Origin of the sequence: Ornithinibacillus sp. FSL M8-0202, assembly GCF_037975285.1 — a bacterium.
Classification (GTDB): Bacteria; Bacillota; Bacilli; order Bacillales; family Amphibacillaceae; genus Ornithinibacillus; species Ornithinibacillus massiliensis.
In genome coordinates this window covers 3,934,887-3,955,850 of the sequence record NZ_CP150248.1, presented here as the reverse complement: position 1 = coordinate 3,955,850, position 20,964 = coordinate 3,934,887, and the positions used below count along the sequence as shown (strand labels likewise).

Annotated in this window: 18 protein-coding genes; all 18 read left to right on the top strand. The window is 37.1% G+C overall.

Going from position 1 to position 20,964, the window contains the following annotated elements:
* Positions 1-37: 37 nt before the first annotated feature.
* Complete coding sequence (asd, locus tag MKY78_RS20110) at positions 38-1,087, top strand: aspartate-semialdehyde dehydrogenase (protein ID WP_339215227.1); 1,050 nt, start codon at positions 38-40, stop codon at positions 1,085-1,087.
* 21 nt (positions 1,088-1,108) lie between these two features.
* Complete coding sequence (gene dapG, locus MKY78_RS20105; protein ID WP_339215225.1) at positions 1,109-2,362, top strand: aspartate kinase; 1,254 nt, start codon at positions 1,109-1,111, stop codon at positions 2,360-2,362.
* A 6-nt stretch (positions 2,363-2,368) separates the two neighbouring features.
* Positions 2,369-3,241, top strand: a complete 873-nt coding sequence (gene dapA / locus MKY78_RS20100; protein WP_339215223.1) for a 4-hydroxy-tetrahydrodipicolinate synthase — start codon at positions 2,369-2,371, stop codon at positions 3,239-3,241.
* A 258-nt stretch (positions 3,242-3,499) separates the two neighbouring features.
* A complete protein-coding gene (locus MKY78_RS20095; RefSeq protein ID WP_339212374.1) occupies positions 3,500-4,948 on the top strand; it encodes an IS1182 family transposase in 1,449 nt (482 codons plus the stop codon).
* A 384-nt stretch (positions 4,949-5,332) separates the two neighbouring features.
* A complete protein-coding gene (locus MKY78_RS20090; protein ID WP_339215221.1) occupies positions 5,333-6,064 on the top strand; it encodes a ClpP family protease in 732 nt (243 codons plus the stop codon).
* Entirely contained in the window at positions 6,061-6,267 is a 207-nt protein-coding gene (locus MKY78_RS20085; protein ID WP_339215219.1) for a YlzJ-like family protein, read from the top strand. The genes MKY78_RS20090 and MKY78_RS20085 overlap by 4 nt, the downstream gene beginning before the upstream one ends.
* A 121-nt stretch (positions 6,268-6,388) precedes the next feature.
* The gene (locus tag MKY78_RS20080; RefSeq protein ID WP_339215217.1) at positions 6,389-8,677 is read left to right on the top strand and encodes a DNA translocase FtsK; all 2,289 of its coding nucleotides are present in this window, start codon (positions 6,389-6,391) and stop codon (positions 8,675-8,677) included.
* Positions 8,678-9,171: 494 nt separating this feature from the next.
* Positions 9,172-9,897, top strand: a complete 726-nt coding sequence (locus MKY78_RS20075) for a GntR family transcriptional regulator (protein ID WP_339215216.1) — start codon at positions 9,172-9,174, stop codon at positions 9,895-9,897.
* A gap of 103 nt (positions 9,898-10,000) precedes the next feature.
* Complete coding sequence (locus MKY78_RS20070) at positions 10,001-11,125, top strand: BMP family protein (protein WP_339215214.1); 1,125 nt, start codon at positions 10,001-10,003, stop codon at positions 11,123-11,125.
* Positions 11,126-11,496: 371 nt separating this feature from the next.
* The gene (locus MKY78_RS20065) at positions 11,497-13,038 is read left to right on the top strand and encodes an ABC transporter ATP-binding protein (RefSeq protein ID WP_339215212.1); all 1,542 of its coding nucleotides are present in this window, start codon (positions 11,497-11,499) and stop codon (positions 13,036-13,038) included.
* Complete coding sequence (locus MKY78_RS20060; protein WP_339215211.1) at positions 13,007-14,071, top strand: ABC transporter permease; 1,065 nt, start codon at positions 13,007-13,009, stop codon at positions 14,069-14,071. Before MKY78_RS20065 ends, MKY78_RS20060 begins: the two co-directional genes overlap by 32 nt.
* Positions 14,072-15,025, top strand: coding sequence for an ABC transporter permease (locus MKY78_RS20055; RefSeq protein WP_339215210.1), 954 nt, complete (start codon positions 14,072-14,074; stop codon positions 15,023-15,025).
* 165 nt (positions 15,026-15,190) lie between these two features.
* Positions 15,191-16,483 carry a pitrilysin family protein gene (locus tag MKY78_RS20050; RefSeq protein WP_339215208.1) on the top strand — a complete coding sequence of 431 codons (1,293 nt, stop codon included), beginning with the start codon at positions 15,191-15,193 and terminating at the stop codon, positions 16,481-16,483.
* Complete coding sequence (locus MKY78_RS20045) at positions 16,476-17,759, top strand: pitrilysin family protein (protein WP_339215206.1); 1,284 nt, start codon at positions 16,476-16,478, stop codon at positions 17,757-17,759. Before MKY78_RS20050 ends, MKY78_RS20045 begins: the two co-directional genes overlap by 8 nt.
* A 9-nt stretch (positions 17,760-17,768) precedes the next feature.
* Positions 17,769-18,482: an SDR family oxidoreductase gene (locus tag MKY78_RS20040; RefSeq protein ID WP_339215204.1), complete on the top strand. Its 714-nt coding sequence runs from the start codon at positions 17,769-17,771 to the stop codon at positions 18,480-18,482.
* An 88-nt stretch (positions 18,483-18,570) separates the two neighbouring features.
* Positions 18,571-18,828 (top strand): DUF3243 domain-containing protein, encoded by a 258-nt coding sequence (locus tag MKY78_RS20035; RefSeq protein ID WP_186868737.1) that lies wholly within the window; start codon positions 18,571-18,573, stop codon positions 18,826-18,828.
* A gap of 371 nt (positions 18,829-19,199) precedes the next feature.
* Positions 19,200-19,991, top strand: coding sequence for a DUF3388 domain-containing protein (locus tag MKY78_RS20030; RefSeq protein ID WP_339215202.1), 792 nt, complete (start codon positions 19,200-19,202; stop codon positions 19,989-19,991).
* 15 nt (positions 19,992-20,006) lie between these two features.
* On the top strand, positions 20,007-20,924 hold the full coding sequence (locus MKY78_RS20025) for a RodZ domain-containing protein (RefSeq protein ID WP_339215200.1): 918 nt from the start codon (positions 20,007-20,009) through the stop codon (positions 20,922-20,924).
* The last annotated feature ends 40 nt before the right edge of the window (positions 20,925-20,964 follow it).

Sequence of the window (20,964 nt, the reverse complement as noted above, 5' to 3'; positions counted from 1 at the left end):
AATAATTTTTATTCTTCTGGGGGAAGGGGTCATCATCATGACAAAAGAAACTTATAATGTAGCAGTAGTTGGAGCAACAGGGGCTGTTGGTCAAAACATAGTGAAATTACTAGAGGAAAGAAATTTTCCAATTAATGAACTAAAGCTTCTCTCCTCAAAGCGTTCTCAAGGAACAAAGATTATGTTCAAAGAGCAAGAATATACGGTAGAAGAAACAACGAACGAAAGTTTTAACGATATAGATATTGCTTTATTTTCAGCTGGTGGATCAGTGTCTAAGCAGTTTGCACCAGAAGCAGTGAAACGCGGTGCTGTAGTAGTCGATAACACAAGTGCCTATCGGATGGATGAGAAAGTACCACTAGTTGTACCAGAAGTAAATGAGGAGGATTTGGCATTGCATCAAGGTATTATTGCCAATCCGAATTGTTCGACAATCCAAATGGTAGCAGCATTAAAGCCATTAAAAGAAGCTTTTGGTTTGACGAAAGTTATCGTATCTACCTACCAAGCTGTTTCTGGAGCAGGAAATCAGGCTGTAGATGAACTAAGAAGACAAACAGAGGGATTTTTGAATAATGAAGAGGTTACACCAGAAATCTTACCAGTAAAAGCAGGTCGTAACCATTACCCTATTGCCTTTAATGCACTACCACAAATCGATGTATTCCAGGATAATGGTTATACATTTGAAGAGATGAAGATGATTAATGAAACGAGAAAAATATTGCATGCCCCTGAACTGAAAGTCACAGCAACTTGTGTTCGTCTATCATTTTTCACCTCTCATGCTGAAAGTGTTTATATTGAGGTAGAGAAAGCAGGGTTACGAACAGAGGATCTTTGGAAGGTATTAGAAAATGCGGAGGGGATTGTTTTACAGGACGATCCAACTAACCAAGTCTATCCAACACCCCAAAGCGCTGCTGGAGAAAAGGAAGTATTTGTTGGTCGTGTAAGGAAGGACTTAGATGATGATAAAGGATTCCACTTATGGATTGTATCAGATAATCTGCTTAAAGGAGCTGCATGGAATACCGTTCAAATTGCTGAACGTATGATTGAAAAGGGGTTCTTATTAAAATAGTTAGGTAGAGGTGTTTGAAACGTGCAGATATTAGTTCAGAAATTTGGTGGAACTTCTGTACAAAATGAACGCACTAGACAACATGTTATTCATCATATAGAACATGCACTACTGAATGATAATAAGCTTGTAGTAGTCGTATCTGCAATGGGAAGAAGTCCAGAGGCCTATGCTACGGATTCATTATTAAATTTAGTTCAGTATCCAGATCATGCCATCTCAGATCGTGAGCTGGATATGCTAATGGCTTGTGGTGAGATTATTTCTTCGGTTGTTTTATCGAATGAGCTAAGAAGAAAATCGATTAAAGCAATTGCGCTGACCGGGGCGCAAGCAGGCATCATGACGAATTCAGATTATAATCAAGCGAAAATAAAAGAAGTGAATCCAATTCGTATTTATAATGAGTTAAAGACACATGATGTAGTAGTTGTTGCAGGGTTTCAAGGTAAGAATGAAATTGGCGAACTCACAACATTAGGACGTGGGGGGAGCGATACAACAGCTGCTGCTTTAGGTGTAGCTTTACATGCAGAACGAATAGAAATATTTACAGATGTTAATGGCATTATGACAGCCGATCCACGAGTAGTTAAAAATGCCCGTGCTCTTGATGTGGTAACATACCAGGAAATTTGTAATTTAGCTTATCAAGGTGCTAAAGTTATTCATCCGAGAGCAGTAGAAATTGCTATGAGAGAAAAAATCCCAATGTTAGTTCGTTCCACTTATGAGGAGGACGGAGGAACATTGGTAACCAATATAACGAGTAAAAATAAGGCAGTCGATGTATCAGATCGATTAGTTACTGGAATCGCCCATTTAGCTCATATTACCCAGATTAAAGTTCAAACAAAAGAGAAGGAAGCTTATAGACTACAATCGGAAGTGTTTAAGGTAATGGCAGATGCGGGGATATCAATTGATTTTATCAACATTTCTCCTACTGGTGTCGTGTATACTGTTCCAGATTTACAAAGTAAAAAGGCTATTCATAAGCTACAAGAAAAAGGCTTTAATCCAACTGTCATAGAGGATTGTACCAAGGTTTCAGTAGTTGGTGCTGGAATGAACGGTGTTCCGGGTGTTGCCTCTAGAATCGTGCAAGCTTTAACCGATCAAGGAGTACAAATATTACAATCCGCAGATAGTCATACAACGATTTGGGTGTTAATTCCTAGCAAAGATGTCTATAAAGCAGTAAATGCATTACATGAGGAATTCGAATTAGCAAAAGGGCCGACAATTTTACATGACTTTATTATAGAAAGGTGAGTATATATGAATTTTGGTAAGATTTTAACGGCAATGGTTACCCCTTTTAATCAAGATGGGGAAATCAATTATGACGAAACAACAAAATTAGTAAATTATTTAATAGACAATGGAACAGAAGGCTTAGTAGTTGCAGGAACAACGGGAGAATCCCCAACACTCACAAAGAAAGAAAAATTAGAGCTATTCTCACATGTCGTGAAAATTGTTGATAAGCGTATCCCTGTCATAGCTGGAACAGGTGGGAACAACACACAAAGTTCCATAGAGCTAACAAAAGAAGCGGAAAAATGCGGTGTCGATGCCGTCATGTTAGTGGCTCCTTATTATAATAAACCAAATCAACAAGGACTTTACACGCATTTTAAAGTTATAGCGGAAGAAACGACGCTACCAATTATGTTATATAATATCCCAGGGCGCTCTGTGGTGAAAATGTCTGCAGAAACGATTATTGCATTAAGTAAAATCGACAATATCGTTTCCGTTAAGGAGGCAAGTGGGGACTTAGATCAAGCTGCTGAAATTATTGAAAATACGAGTGATGATTTTACCTTATATAGCGGGGATGACGGTTTAACTTTACCGGTGCTTTCCATTGGGGGAGATGGTATAGTCTCTGTTGCATCGCACGTAATTGGTAATGAAATGCAAGAAATGATTCAGGCATTCGAACAAGGTGACACAAAAAAAGCAGCAAAAATCCATCGCAAGCTCCTACCAGTGATGAATGGATTATTTGAAGCACCATCACCAACACCAGTAAAAGCTGCACTTAAAACGAAAGGCATACAACCAGGCGGTGTTCGCCTGCCACTAGTGCCACTAACAGCAGAAGAAGAAAGTAGAGTAAAGTCATTATTAGAAAATCTTCATTAAATAGATTGGCTAAATGGAAAATGTGCGCTTCTGGGAGCGAGTTATAAAAATATACCTAAAAGAGGTTGGGACATAACGAAAGAATTAAATGTAAAACCGAATGATACACGATACTAGCTACGGAAATATACGTAGACTCCTGCGGGAGGATAGGCATAGGGAGGCTGCTGAAAAAGTCTCTGAAAATCGCCAACAAAAATGTTTTGTTGGCGATTTTACTTTATAATTAGTGTCATAATAAAAATAGTGGGTGATTGTATGTTAGAAAAACAAGAAAGCCTTCCATTAAGTCCGTATTCTAATCTTTATGATTTGATTATAGAAAAAGACAATGAGTTACGCCGAATCAATGAGTTAATTGATTTTTCATTTATTTACAAGGAATTAGAGGATAACTATTGTTTAACGAATGGAAGGAATGCAATCTGCCCTGTCCGAATGTTTAAATACCTTTTGTTGAAACGGATGTATAAATTATCTGATCGAGATGTTGTGAAACGCTCTAAATATGATATGTCTTTCAAATACTTTTTAGATATGGCACCCGAGGATCCTGTAATTGATCCTAGTTCTTTAACTCAATTTCGTAAGTTACGTTTAAAAAATATCAATCTATTAGATTTACTGATTCAAAAAACAATCGAACTCGCTGTCGAACATGATTTGATTGACGTGAAAGCCACGTTAATCGTGGACTCTACACACTCCCATTCTCGTCATCGTTCGAGGTCAGCCGCGCAATATCTAAATGAACATGCGAAGGCTGTTAGGAAAGCAACTTATGAATTCGATGAAAGTCTCAAAGAAAAATACCCAGAAAAGCCAACTGATAAGCATGATGTAAAAGTGTCTATGGCTTATTGCGAGAAGTTGATTGAAGTCGTAGAGAAGGAAGATGTCCGTAACATTCCAGACGTGCAAAAAAAATTGAACTACTTGAAAGAGTTAGTGGAAGATTGCCAAGAGACAACGGAATACTCCGCCGATCGCGATGCGCGAACTGGTCATAAATCAGAAGACACGAGTTTCTTTGGTTACAAAACACACCTCGCTATATCAGAAGAACGTTTAATCGTGGCGGCAGAGGTCACATCTGGCGACAAAAGTGATGGAAAGTATTTAAGAAATCTGGTAGAAAAAAGTGAAAAAGCAGGTCTGACAGTTGAGACGGTCATTGGTGATACAGCTTATTCAGGGAAAGATAACTTAATCTTAGCTAAAGAAAAAGATTTTCAACTGGTTTCCAAACTTAACCCAATGTTGACAAACGAACGAAAAGACACGGGTTTTGAGTTCAATAAAGATGCGGATATGTATGTTTGTCCTGCTGGGCATTTAGCGACAAAAAAATATGTTAAGAACAGAAAAGACAGGAACGCTGAATATCAGTATCAATTTGATATCGAAAAATGTAAGGTTTGTCCATTGCGAGAGGGTTGTTACAAAGAAGGTGCCAAATCAAAAACACTTACGGTGAGCATAAAATCGACGGAGCATCAAGAGCAGAAGGCATTTCAAGAGACCGAATTGTTTAAAGAATTAGCTCGAGACCGTTATATGATTGAGGCTAAAAATAGCGAATTAAAGAATCGACATGGGTACGATAGAGCCACCGACTCAGGTCTCTTTGGTATGGAAATCCAAGGAGCCACCACGATATTTGTAACAAATCTAAAACGAATCATGAAGCTCATAGACCAAAAATAAGAGGAATATGAGCAAAAAAGGGATACTTTTTATGGCAAAACACATAAAAAGTATCCCTTTTTTGTTTTTTTATTTTATTATCACTTAAAATCCTTGAGTTTTTCAGCAGCTTCGGCATAGGTGAGACCCCGCAGTGCGAAGCACGAGGAGGCTAAGGCAGCCGCCCGGCGGCAAGGTAGACACTGCGATGGTCTTGTCGAGCAGATGTCGCCCCTGTACTGGAAGTGAAAGCGAAGTATATTTCCGGAGCGGGGTATTTGCTCATCATTCGGTTTTTCCTTTAGGATAAATTCTTTTGTCTTAGCCTCTCTTTCTGTAGGAATGTATTTGAAGGGAAACGCCCATACTATGTTTATAGTGAATTTTGGAAAGGAGTGTTTATTCATGGAAAAAGACACAGAAAAGAAAGAGGGACAAGAAGAACAATCTAACCCATCTTCCTTAGTACAAAAAATTCAGGCGCTAGGTCAAACGAATGTCCCACAAGCACCAGATTCAAATATCCATGTGTTATCCATTATCGGTCAAATCGAAGGTCACATACAGCTACCACCACAAAATAAAACAACGAAATATGAACATTTACTACCACAATTAATTGCGATTGAACAAAATCCTAAAATTGAGGGTGTCATTATTTTATTAAATACAGTAGGTGGTGATGTTGAAGCAGGCCTTGCTTTATCTGAAATGATTGCGTCATTATCTAAACCAACCGTTTCGATTGTATTAGGTGGTGGCCATTCTATAGGTGTACCAATTGCTGTTTCGACTAATTATTCTTTTATTGTGCCAACTGCAACAATGACTATCCATCCCGTTCGTCTTACAGGACTTGTTATTGGAGTTCCCCAAACATTTGAATACTTAGATAAAATGCAGGAAAGAGTAATTAACTTTGTCGTTCATCATTCCAATATTAAAGAAGAGAAATTCAAAGATCTGATGTTTGCTAAAGGTAATTTAACACGTGATATTGGAACAAATGTGGTCGGTACAGATGCAGTGGAATATGGCTTAATTGATGAAGTTGGTGGTGTGAAAGAAGCAATGCAAAAAGTAACGGAGCTTATCCATCAAACAAAAGGGAATCAGGAACAGGAGGTTATTCAATGATTCTATATACGCCTCTTTCAGAATCAGAGATATTCCCAACACCTGAAAATGTATACAGCAATAGACAATGTATTACATATGAAGGGAAAACATGTTTTGTAGAAAAGAATGATCAAGGTGAATACCAGATTGTGCAACTGTTGTCCACTGATCCACAAGATTATTTAAATCAAAAATTTACACCAGGTACGATTCTATCATAAAAGAGAATCGTTTAATTAGGTTGTCTATGATATACTATAGTTAATCAGCATGATAAATACCCTTGCCTAACACGGCAGGGGTTTGTTTTCATATCAGCAGCGAGTTGTAAGAGGTGAGTATATGGTAAAGAAAAAAGGGAGAAAGAGGAAAAAAAGCACATTAAAGAAACAAGTTCAGTTTGAATTACTTGGACTTTTATTTGTATTCTTAGCAATATTCGGTAGTGGTGCTACTGCGATTAGTGGTGGTGCTATTCCAAGTGGCTTAGAGCATATTTTTCGATTCTTTTTAGGAGTATGGTATTTTACTGCATCTTTATTTTTATTAGGTATTGGCCTATATATTATGATTAAGAGACGTTATCCTAATTTTTGGAACAGGAAATGGATTGGAATCTATATTATTTTACTAGGAACTTTGTTATACACACATATTCAATCCTATGAGAATTTACTTGCTTCATCCAGTAATACATCTATCTTAAAAGTGACATGGACAACCTTTTTTGATTATGTAGCGGGTAATGCCTCAACTGGTCAAGTTGGTGGCGGGATGATTGGGGCAATACTTTTTGCATTTTGCTATTATTTATTTTCATCTGTAGGAGCAAAAATCGTAGCTATCTTTTCGATATTAATTGGTATCATCTTTCTCACAGAATTTTCATTGGGAGATTTTGTTGCAAAACTAGTTTCACAAAGCAAATCTAACATGAAGAAATTACTAGATAAATTGAAAAATAGTAAAGCAGGAAAATCAGATGATAAGGTAGACGAGCTAATAGAAGAGGACTATGTCCCAACGGAACCAATTATCGAGACGAAAGAGGAGGCTTATCCTACCGTTACCTATGCTTTTGATGAGCAGCAGGTTGAACAAGCAGCTAATTCGAAGGAAAATCAACGAGATAGTAAGGATATGGAAATAGAAGATGAGGCGGATGACGATGTGGAAGTCATGCCAATGACAGAAGCGGAAAATCCGGAATACATTTTACCCTCGCCAAGTTTATTAACAGAACCTGCTCAGAATTCGCAATATCATGATAAGGCACAAATTCAATCCGTTGTTAGGAAGCTAGAGAGAACCTTTCATAGTTTTGGTGTAAAGGCTAGAGTGACAAAAGTTAATGTTGGTCCTGCTGTAACGAAGTATGAAGTATATCCAGAGGCAGGGGTAAAGGTGAGTAAAATCGTTAGTCTACATGACGATTTGGCATTAGCACTGGCAGCAAAGGATATCCGAATTGAAGCTCCCATTCCAGGAAAGTCTGCGGTAGGGATTGAAGTTCCAAATCAAGAAATTGCAATGGTCTCTTTACGCGAGGTGCTAGATACGATTACAACAAACCAAGCCTCCAAACTATTAGTGGGATTAGGGAAAGATATTTCTGGAGATGCAGTTTTAGCTGAACTAAATAAAATGCCACACTTATTAATAGCTGGTGCTACTGGTAGTGGTAAAAGTGTCTGTGTAAATGGGATTATTACGACGATATTAATGCGTGCTAAACCACATGAAGTGAAAATGATGATGATTGATCCGAAAAAAGTGGAATTAAATGTTTATAATGGTATCCCACATTTATTAGCTCCTGTTGTTACTGATCCAAAGAAGGCATCAAGAGCATTGAAGAAAGTGGTTTCTGAAATGGAAAGACGTTATGAACTATTTTCAGATACAGGTACGAGAAATATTGAAGGCTATAATGAATATGTTCGGAAATATAATCGAACAGTTGATGAGACGGAACAACAGCCGAACCTCCCGTATATCGTCGTTATTGTCGATGAGTTAGCAGATCTGATGATGGTTGCCTCCAGTGATGTAGAGGATTCTATTACGAGGCTTGCTCAGATGGCTCGGGCTGCAGGTATTCATTTAATCATCGCAACACAACGGCCATCAGTAGATGTTATTACTGGGGTTATTAAGGCTAATATACCGTCACGTATTGCATTTAGTGTATCTTCTTCAACGGATTCTCGTACTATTCTTGATTCTGGTGGTGCAGAAAAGCTTTTAGGGCGCGGTGATATGCTGTTCCTTCCAGTTGGATCCTCAAAGCCTATTCGTGTTCAAGGAGCATTTCTTTCAGACGATGAGGTGGAACGAATCGTTGACCACTGTATTGAACAACAAAAAGCTAGTTATCAAGAAGAGATGATTCCAGAGGATACGAATGATGTAGTAGAAGAAGTGGATGATGAACTATTTGATGAAGCAGTACAACTCGTTACAGAAATGCAGAGTGCTAGTGTATCGATGCTACAAAGACGTTTTAGAATTGGCTATACGAGAGCAGCAAGGCTAATTGATGCTATGGAAGCAAGAGGAATTGTTGGACCATATGAGGGAAGTAAACCAAGAGCAGTCCTTGTAGCGCAAACAGAAGAAAAAACTTCATAATATCCCTCCTATTTGAGTAAATTTATGAGGCTGGGACAAAACGAAAACAAAGGTAATAAAATACGAACAATCAGCACATTAGCCCTGGAAATATGCGGAGACTCCTGTGGGAGGAAAGGGCACTGCCTGAGACCCCGGAAGAGCTTTAGCTCTGAGGAGGCTCACCAGCCGCCCACGAACCGCAAGTATATTTCCGGGGCGGGTTTGATGCGCTAACTTTCATGTTCGGTTTATCCTATGTTCGAAATCGTTTTGTCTCAGCCTCTTTTTTTGGAAGATAATTGCACCATTATTATGAGTTTTCGATACATTGAAATCGCTTCAGGATAGTGAATAGGCCATTAGTATGTACTAAATCAAATATTCTTCGTAATTTTAGTTAAAACTATTTATTTGTTTTTAAAATAATGATATATTATTCAAGGTATGAGTTGTCAGTATTTGTCGGAATTTAAACACCTTACTGTTTTTGAGCAAATACTAGGGGGGACCTTATGTCCATAAAATCAGATTCTAGGCATTTATACTTACAAGTAATTGATAAAATTAAACACGATATTCAAGCGGGACATTATAAAGAAAATCAAAAATTACCATCCGAATTTGAATTATCTAGATCGCTTGGTGTTTCAAGAGCAACATTGCGCGAGGCACTGCGAATATTAGAAGAGGATAATATTGTGACGAGAAGACATGGAGTAGGCACTTTTGTCAATCAAAAGCCAATCGTATCTTCTGGCATCGAGCAGCTTAGTAGTGTTACGTCCATGATTGAGCACGCAGGTAAGAAACCGGGTTCTCAATATTATTCTACTGAACTCATTGAGCCTACAGAGGAAGAGAGAATTAAATTTAAACCATATGAACTTACTAAACTAGTAAAAATGGAAAGAATTCGAACTGCCGATGGAAAGCCAGTAGTGTTTTGTATAGATAAGGTGCCAGAGGAATTATTTCCTACTGAAGCAGCACACAAAGATGATTCATTGTTTAAGCTTATGGAAGAACATTCTGGAAAACGAATAAGCTATGCCATTACTTATATAGAGCCAGTTAGCTATCATGAAAAAATTTATAATATATTACATTGTGAGTTTGATCAATCACTTTTACTACTAAAGCAAATGCATTATACAGAAAATGATAAGCCAATTCTGTATTCTTTAAATTATTTTCGGTCTGATGTATTTAGTTTTCACGTTTTAAGGAAGCGGATTTAATATGTCTATCACTTTTAGGGGGTGATGTTCGGAATATAGGAATAAAGGCTTGGTAGTAAACGTACAAATACTTAATTTAAAAATGATAATGGGGGTATTTTCTATGAAGAAATTAAGTTTTCTATTAGTGCTTATCCTTGGTTTAGGATTAGTATTAGCTGCTTGTGGTGGAGACAATGACAACAGTAGCGACAATAGCAACAACAGTAATGAAGCAAATGGAGATACGGATAGTAAAGAAGGAACAGAAGATGCAGGAGATTTTAAAGTCGGAATGGTTACTGATTTAGGTGGCGTAGATGATAAATCATTCAACCAATCAGCATGGGAAGGTTTAGTATCTTTCGGTGAACAAAATGGTTTAACGGAAGGAGAAGGTTATGCTTATGAACAATCCAATGCAAAAGAAGAGTATGTTCCTAATTTAACTCGTCTTATCCGTAACGACTACGACTTAATTTATGGAATTGGTTTTGAACTGAAAGAAGATTTAACAACAATCGCTGAACAAAATAAAGATGTTCACTTCGGTATGGTAGACGAAGTAGTTGATCTTCCAAACGTTGCTAGTCTTACATTTAAAGAACACCAAGGTTCATTCTTAGTAGGTGTTGCAGCAGCGCTTAAAACAAAAACGAATAAATTAGGTTTTGTTGGAGGACTAGATTCTCCACTAATTAATAAATTCGAAGCTGGTTTTATTGCAGGTGCTAAATCTGTAAACCCTGATATTGAAGTAGAAGTGCAATATGCAGAGAGCTTCGGTGATCCTGCAAAAGGTAAGCTAATCGCTGCGAACATGTATGACAATGATGTCGATGTAATTTATCATGCTTCTGGTGGAACAGGAAATGGTGTGTTTAACCAAGCAAAAGATATTAAACAAAATAATCCAGATCGTGAAATTTGGGTAATCGGTGTAGACCGTGACCAGCATGAAGAAGGACAAGTTGGCGATCAAAACGTAACATTAACATCTATGATTAAACGTGTAGATATTGCTGTAGAATCCGTTTCTACGATGTCTCTAAATGGTGAGTTTCCTGGTGGAGAGCAATTAGAATTTGGTATCGAAGAAGATGGTATTGGCTTTGCTACTACTAACTCTGACGCGATGACTGAAGATATTATTAATACAGTTAACGAATGGAAAGATAAAATCCTTAACGGGGAAGTAACAGTTCCAGCAACTCGTGATGAATTAAAAGCATTTGAAGAAAATCTTTAAGAAACACCTGAGGCTGTCTGGAAGGACCAAATCCCTCTTGGGTAATAGAGTCCTTTTGGGCACCTCAATCTTTATACAAACCTAAGATCCTCAAATGAAGAAGATGCGAAGCATCTTTTTCATTTGGTGATTTTATTCGCATAGGAAAGTTTAGCAACCTTTTCAATTGCATAAGAAAAACGAACACTTTGCTGAAGAATGGTTACTATGGTTACTAGTTTCTGATTAGTAGCCTGAAGTTTTAAGTTCTCAGAATGAGTGATTTGATGGAAGATTTACCAGAAAGGTAGATGTCCTATTTTTTCTACAATAAAATCATATTTTATAAAAAATAATAGCAATAGAATAGAGATTTTAGAGGGGTGACATTAGTGGAATATGTGATTGAAATGTTAAATATCCGAAAAGAATTTCCAGGGATAGTAGCTAATGATAACATTACAGTCCAATTAAAAAAAGGTGAAATTCATGCATTATTAGGTGAAAATGGTGCAGGGAAATCTACTTTAATGAACGTTTTATTTGGGTTATATCAGCCAGAAGCTGGAGAAATTCGAGTGAAGGGTGAAACAGTCAAAATAACAAACCCAAATATCGCCAATAATTTAGGTATTGGGATGGTACATCAGCACTTTATGCTAGTTGAACCATTTACTGTTACACAAAATATCATCCTTGGTAGTGAACCTAAAGGAAAATTAGGTAGCATTAATTTAAAGAAAGCGGAAAGAGAAATACAAGAAATATCAGATCGTTATGGATTAAAGGTAGATCCTTCCGCAAAGATTAGTGATATCTCTGTTGGGATGCAGCAACGTGTGGAAATTTTAAAAACGTTATATCGTGGTGCAGAGGTGCTGATTTTTGATGAACCAACTGCAGTGTTAACTCCTCAAGAGATAAAAGAACTAATCGAAATTATGCGTTCCTTAGTTAAAGAAGGGAAATCTATTATACTGATTACCCATAAATTAAAAGAAATCATGGAAGTATGTGATCGTTGTACAGTAATTCGAAAAGGGAAGGGTATCGGTACAGTAGAGGTCAAGGATACTAACCCAGATGAACTTGCATCGCTAATGGTTGGGAGAGAAGTTAACTTTAAGACAGAGAAGCAACCAGCTAATCCAAAAGAGGTCGTTCTTCATATTAAGGATTTATATGTTCATGATGTGAGAAAAGTAGATTTAGTAAAAGGCCTGGATTTAGAAGTACGTGCCGGTGAAATTGTTGGAATTGCTGGTGTGGATGGTAATGGTCAGACAGAATTAATTGAAGCAATTACAGGACTGCGAAAGTCTCGTTCTGGAAAAATTCAATTAAAAGAAAAAAACATTACGAATCTTAGCCCTAGGAATGTTACGAAAAGTGGGTTAGGGCATATCCCACAAGATAGACATAAATATGGTTTAGTCTTAGATTATCCAATTGGCGCTAATATTGTACTGCAAACATATTATCAAAAGCCTTATTCAAAAGTCTCCGTTTTAAATTATAAAGCGATATACAAGAAGGCAAAAGAAATTATTGATGAGTATGATGTACGTACCCCGAGTGAATACACTCCTGCCCGTGCATTATCAGGTGGAAATCAGCAAAAGGCGATAATTGGCCGAGAGATTGACCGCTCTCCTGATTTATTAATTGCGGCTCAACCAACACGTGGATTAGATGTTGGAGCAATCGAATTTATTCATAATAAGTTAATAGAAGAACGTGATAAAGGAAAAGCAATTTTACTAGTTTCCTTTGAATTAGACGAGATCATGAATGTTAGTGATCGAATTGCGGTAATGTTTGATGGGAAAATTGTCGCTAATCTAAAGCCTGAAGAGACAAATGAACAGGAATTAGGCCTGTTAATGGCAGGTAGTACAATAAATGGGGCAGGTGATTCAAGTGACATCAAATAAAAAACTATTTGGTATAATTGTTCCGATATTATCTGTATTTCTAGGGTTAATTGTTGGAGCAATTATTATGATTGCTTCGGGACACAACCCGATAGATGGTTATAAAGCACTTTGGAATGGTGCCTTTTATGACGCGTTTACAATTGGTGAGACCATTAGAAGAATAACTCCTTTAATCTTAACAGGGCTTGCTATTGCATTTGCGTTCCGTACTGGATTGTTTAATATTGGTGCAGAAGGACAAGTTATCGTTGGCTGGTTAGCTGCGGTTTGGGTTGGTTTAGCCATTGATGCGCCAATGATTATTCATTTACCATTAGCTGTTCTAGCAGGAGCGATAGCTGGTGGGCTATGGGGATTTATACCTGGTCTATTAAAAGCGAAAATCGGTGTACATGAAGTAATTGTAACGATTATGATGAATTACATTGCTATGTTTGTTTCAAATGAAATTGTTCGCTCTGTTTTAACTGAAAATAGTACAACAACAGATAGAATAGCATCCACAGCCTCCTTAGGGTCCGAATGGTTGCAAAGCTTAACATTTTACTCGCGTATGCACTATGGATTCCTAATAGCATTATTTGCAGCTATCATTATGTGGTTTATCATTGAACGTACTACACTTGGTTATGAATTAAAAGCTGTTGGTTTTAATAAACATGCATCCAAATATGCAGGTATGAACGTTAATAAAAATATTATTCTGTCCATGGTTATCTCAGGAGCGTTTGCTGGATTAGCTGGTGTGATGGAAGGATTAGGAACGTATGGTAATGTATCCGTTATTTCAGGATTTACGAACCTTGGTTTCGATGGAATTGCGGTTGCCTTACTAGGTGCAAACAATCCTATAGGCGTAGTTTTAGCAGCCATTCTTTTTGGAGTGTTAAAAGAGGGTGCTGGAGAAATGCCTAGTGCTGGTGTACCGACAGAACTAGTGGATATCATCATCGCTATCATTATTTTCTTTGTCGCTTCTAGTTATATCATTCGTTGGGCATTACAGCGTGTTAAAAAGGAGGGGAAATAAATGCTTCATATATTAGATTCCATAATACCTACTGTACTATTCTTTTCTGCTCCCCTTATTTTTACTGCATTGGGAGGAGTTTTTAGTGAACGTTCCGGTGTCGTCAATATTGGGCTTGAAGGTTTAATGGTCATCGGTGCGTTTACTGGAATTGTCTTCAATCTTACATTTGCTGATGTATTTGGCGCGTGGACACCGTGGATTTCTTTAATTGCCGCTATGATTGCAGGGGCTATTTTCTCTATAATCCATGCCGTTGCATCTGTGTCATTTTATGCGGATCAGACTGTTAGTGGTGTTGCAATCAATATGTTGGCACTTGGATTAGGTATTTATCTGACAAAGATTTGGTATGGAAAGGGTCAAACCGATATGGTAGCAGAACCATTTAATTCCACTACAATACCATTCTTGTCAAAAATTCCAATTATCGGTCCTATCTTTTTTGACGGGGTTTATATAACTTCTTATATCGCCATTATCTTTGCCTTTATAGCATGGTATGTACTGTATAAAACTACCTTTGGATTACGTTTACGTGCGGTGGGTGAGCACCCAATGGCGGCAGATACGAATGGTATAAATGTATCTAGAATGCGCTATACTGCAGTTATTATATCTGGAGCGCTAGGTGGTTTAGGGGGATCTGTATTTGCACTAACGATTGTTTCTAATTTCTCCCATTCTACGATTGTCGGACAAGGGTTTATGGCACTTGCAGCGGTTATCTTTGGAAAGTGGCATCCACTAGGAGCTATGGGAGCTGCGCTATTCTTTGGTTTTGCACAAAGCTTGAGTATCGTAAGTTCTGGAATTCCTGTACTTGGAGATATTCCACAAATTTACTTATTAATCGCTCCATATGTGTTGACTATTCTTGCCTTAGCAGGATTTATCGGTCGTGCTGAAGCACCGAAAGCAAGTGGAGTTCCTTACATTAAGGGAAGTAGATAATCTATATTAAAACTGACTTGAAGCTATAAACTCAGGTCAGTTTTTTTTGGTTGTTTCCTTTATAAATGGTAAACTATGGTTATTAATAAAACATTCATTGATTATGAAAAAAGGTACAAACTAAAGATTAGCTTGTTTTGAATGTATAAAATTGGAGGAAGAGATATGGTTATGATTCAAGAAGATGTGAAGAATCTGAATGGTTTAAATTTACATTTGATACCAAATGGTAAATTCAAAACGGTAAACATCGTTATAAAATTTAAGGCTCCATTAAATCGTGAAACCATTACGAAAAGGGCATTGTTATCCTATGTGTTGCAGCAAGGTCCTAAAGAATATCCAAGCCGAAAGGAATTGCAAATCGCATTAGATAATCTTTACGGGGCTGTATTGTCTATTGATGGTGGGAAAAAAGGTAATCATCATATCCTCAGTTTTCGATTAGAAGTTGCCAATGAAAAATTCATCCCGAATGAGTCGAATATTATAGAAGAGGCGATTAGGCTGCTTAATGAAGTCATCTTTCATCCGAATGTTAGGAATGATTCCTTTCATGAAGATATTATCAATCGGGAAAAAGAAACCCTCAGACAAAAAATAAAGTCGGTTATTGATGATAAAATGAAATATGCCAATATGAGATTGATTGATGAAATGTGTGAAGGGGAAGCATATCAATTACATGTTAGTGGTTACGAAGAAGATTTAGATGATATATCAGCAACTGATTTATATCAATACTATGTGAAGCTATTAAAAGAAGACCAAATTGATATCTATGTGCTTGGGGATGTGAAGGAAGATAAAATCCAAGAGCTTATCGGAGCAAATTTTGAAAGAAAAATTGAAGGTACTGCCAATAAGGTAGTAGAAGAAGAACCGAAAAACACTTCAAAAGATCCAAAGGAAGTAATAGATAAACAACATGTACAACAAGCAAAGCTTCATATTGGTTATCGTACAAATATTCGTTTTCAGGATGAAAAGTATCCTGCCCTTCAAGTTTTTAATGGCATATTAGGTGCTTTTCCAAGCTCTAAATTGTTTATAAATGTCCGGGAGAAGAATAGTCTGGCGTATTATGCATCGTCAAGATTAGAGAGTCATAAAGGCTTATTGTTAGTATTCAGTGGGATCGCTCCTCAGGATTATGAAAAAGCAAGAGATATTATAGAAAAGCAAATGACAGCTATGAAAAATGGCGATATTACAGAAGATGAACTGAAAGAAACAAAGGATTTAATTATCAATCAATTATTAGAAACATTAGATCATCCCCAAGGAATAATAGAAATGCTGTATCAGCAGGTAATCGCAGGTACTATCTTACAGCCGGATCAACTCATCGAAAAGATTAAAGCAGTAAACGTGGAGGATGTTGTGGAAGTAGGTAAGCATGTTGTAGAAGATACCGTCTACTTACTCACTAGTGAAGGGGGATCAAATAATGGATAAGAAACAGTATACGCATATTGAGGAAACATTATATCACCGCAAGTTAGATAATGGATTATCCGTATTTTTATTACCAAGGCCACAAATGTCTAAAACCTACGCGATATTCTCGACCAATTATGGATCCATTGATCGGACATTTATACCAATTGGCGAAAGCGAGCAAATTACGGTTCCAGATGGCATTGCCCACTTTTTGGAGCACAAATTGTTTGAGAAGAAGGACCGGGATGTCTTTGCTGATTTTGGAAAAAATGGGGCATCCGCAAATGCCTATACATCGTTTACTAAAACGGCTTACTTATTTTCCGCAACAGCAAATGTGGAAGAAAATGTGAAAATATTACTGGACTTTGTACAAGACCCTTATTTCTCTGAAGAATCAGTTGAAAAAGAAAAGGGGATTATCGGACAGGAAATCAAAATGTATGACGATCAGCCTGATTGGCAATCGTTTATGGGAACATTGAAAAGCTTATTTCAAGAAACTCCTGTTAATATCGATATTGCAGGTACAGTCGAATCCATAAATGAAATTACGAAGGATGACTTATATACATGTTATAACACGTTTTATCATCCGGAAAACATGACATTTTTTATTGCGGGTAAATTTGATCCAGATGAAATGATGCAGTTGATTGAAGATAATCAACGTTCAAAGAGTTTTGATAAACTGGAAGAGATTCAACGCGATTATCCGAAAGAACCTATTGAAGTGGCTAAAAAGGAAAACAACATCGTAATGCCGGTTTCAGTCGCTAAGTGTACGGTTGGTATTAAAGAATCAACAGAAGAACTTAGAGGGGAAGGATTTGTTAAGAAAGACCTTCTACAGGATATGATACTAACGTATTATTTTTCGAAGAGCGGGCAGTTCTATGAAGAACTATATCAAGAAAAAATCATCGATTCGAGCTTTTATTTTGAAACGAATTTAGAAAAAAACTTTGGTTATTCTATTCTTGGTGGCAACTCAGATAACCCAGACCAATTTGTTTCGAAGCTGAAAGAATTGTTACTTTCGACTACAACACATGAAATACGTGAGGATGACTTCGAACGAATGAAGCGAAAGAAAATTGGTCAATTATTACGTTCTATGAATTCACTTGAAAATATTGCAAGTAAGTACATTCATTATCATACTGTTGGTGTGGATTACTTTGAATTAATTCCTATGATACAAAGCTTATCCGTGGAGGATGCAAATGAATTTTTAAAACAATGGATTACAGAAGAGCGATTAGGTGTTTGCAAAATTGTAGCAGAGTAAGGAGAAGAAATGGGGAACGTATTAATTATTGGAGCAAGTGGAGAGATTGGGAGTCAAATAGCGCTTCAATTAGGGCAAGAAGGTTATTCTCTCATCCTTCATTATCATCAAAATTATCACTCACTCGATCAGTTGAAAAAAGAGCTTCCAGATCATCAGTTGGTAGACTGTATTCAAGCTGATTTGACGAATGAACAAGGCATTAACCGTTTAATTGGAAACATTGCTTATCCAATTGATGCAGTAGTTTTCTCAAGTGGAATCGCATATTACGGCCTATTACAAGATACGCCGGAAAAAGTGATGGATGACATGTTATCCATTCATGTAAAAGCGCCATTAGCTATAGTGAAAAGTATCCTACCTGATATGATAAGAAGAAAATCTGGGAAGATCATTATGATTTCCTCTATTTGGGGGGAAATTGGCGCAAGTTATGAAGTGGTTTATTCGACTGCTAAAGGAGCGCAAAATGCATTCGTAAAGGCCTTAGCAAAGGAAGTTGGACCAAGTGGAATTACAGTCAATGCAATTAGTCCGGGGTTTATCGATACAAAGATGAATCCATTATCACAGGAAGAAAAGGCGCAATTAATGGAAGAAATTCCTCTTAATCGTCCAGGGAAGCCTGAAGATGTAGCCAATGCGGTTACTTTTTTGCTAAGTCAACAAGGTGCATATATACACGGAGAAATATTGCGTATTAGTGGTGGATGGGACTAAATATTTTCTTTCTTCCTAGTAAATCATGCATAATCAATAAAAAAAATCAAATACTATGCATGATGTATTATGAGAAGGAGGAATGAACATGTCTGTACTTGACAACTTTGACTCATGGAAGCAATTTTTAGCTAATAGATTAGAACAAGCTCAGTCACAAGGGATGTCTCAAGACACCATTTCACAAGTGGCTTATGAGGTTGGAGATTATCTTGCCAAAAGTGTTGATGCAAAAAATAGTGAGGAAGCGGTGCTTCGTGAACTATGGAATGCAGCTTCCAAAGAAGAGCAGCAAGCAATCGCCAATTCCATGGTAAAATTAGTCCAAAATCAAGCTAATCAATAATCGAACAACTGCTATAAAAGAGGTTAGGACAAAACGAAAAGAATTAAATGTTAAACCGAATGATACACGATACTAGCTCCGGAAATATACGTAGACTCCAGCGGGAGGATAGGCATAGGTGAGACCCCGTAGTGCGTAGCACGAGGAGGCTCACCAGCCGCCCGCGGAAAGCGAAGTATATTTCCGGAGCGGGGTCCTTGTTCATCATTCGGTTTTTCTTTAAGATAAATTCTTTTGTCCCGGCCTCTTTTATATTCAAAAATATAAATCTTTAAGGATAATTTGAATTAATAGCTTTAAACAATAGTCAAAATCATATATTATAAAGGTATAGGTACTTTGGGGTTAATTTGGGAAATGGAGAGTTTTGAGTGGCAAAAACAGAATGGTATTTAGAATATGAAATTCAAATTAATCGCCCTGGTTTATTAGGGGAGATATCTTCTTTGCTAGGGATGCTTTCGATTTTTATTGTAACCATTAACGGTGTCGAAAACGGTCGAAGAGGTATGTTGCTGCTTGCTGATAATAACGAACAGATTACACGTTTACGACTAATCTTACAAACGATGGACACGATTCAAGTGACCAAGCTACGTAAATCAAAATTACGTGATCGTTTAGCAGTGAGACATGGCAAATACATACATCGGGATGCAGATGACCGTAAGACGGTTCGCTTTGTTCGTGATGAACTTGGAATCCTAGTTGATTTTATGGCTGAATTATATAAACAAGATGGTCATAAATTAATTGGGATTAGAGGAATGCCTCGAGTTGGGAAAACGGAGTCCATAGTTGCTGCTAGTGTATGTGCAAATAAACGATGGTTATTCGTATCCAGTACGCTGATTAAACAAACAGTACGTAATGAATTAATAGCTGGAGAATATAGTAGTGATAATATTTTTATTATTGATGGTATTGTTTCACATCGAAAGGCAAGTGAAAAGCATTGGCAATTAATTCGTGAAATAATGCAGCTTCCAGCAATTAAAGTAGTGGAGCATCCGGATATATTTGTACAATCTACAGAGTATAATATTGAAGATTTTGATTACATTATAGAACTACGAAGTGATGAGGACGAGGAAATTACATATGAAGTAGTGGAAAATACGCAATTTAATCAGGATAATGGTTTTTCAATGTTCGATTATTAAATGGATGGTGTTAATATGGGAATAGGTGCGAGATTAAAAGAAGCAAGAATTGCAAATGACATTTCATTTGAAGAGCTTCAAGATACGACAAAAATACAGAAAAGATATCTTGTTGCAATAGAAGAAGAAAATTTCTCTGTTTTACCAGGAAAGTTTTATGCGAAGGCATTTATTAAGGAATATGCAATTGCGGTTGGACTAGATCCCAATGAACTGATGGAGGAATATAAGGAAGATATCCCTTCGCCAGAGGAGGATACTACCACGCAATATACAAGGATTCAACGGTCGAGAAAGGATAATATGCCAACGAAAAGTAGTGCTATCTTCTCATTTATTCCTACTTTAACTGTTGTTATATTAATCATTGGTATTCTCTTTTTAGCTTGGTGGTTTACAACGAAGAATGATGCAAAAGATGAAGAGACGCCAATCGAACAAAATGAAGGTGAGTTTTACCGATCCGAAAATAGTAATCCGAATACCGGTAATGTAGATGAGAATGGTGAAAACGAAACAGATGAAGAGTCTACCGAAGATCCTACTGATGCCGGTGATGATACAGAAGAAAATGTAGAAGATCAAGAGCTTAGCATAGTTGTTACTGAAGAAGGGCAAGTACCAAGACCACAATCTGAGCTTGAATTGACCAATGTTGGTGAGGAATTAAATCTAGAGTTTATTGCTACTCAAGATGTATGGCTTGATGTAGATAATGCAAATGGTCAAAAATTCTATGGAGCAATTGTAACAGCTAATGAACCGGTTGAATTAGACCTAACTGGTGAAACACGTATCTTACTGAATATTGGTAATACACCAGGTTTAACTGTTAAAATAAATGGTGTTGAGTTAGAATATCCTGTTGATCCAACATTAAGAGGAGCAGACCATCAACGTTTATGGTTAAACGTAGTTGAATCAAATGAATAGGATAAAAGAGGATGGGACAAAACTATTTCGAACATAGGAT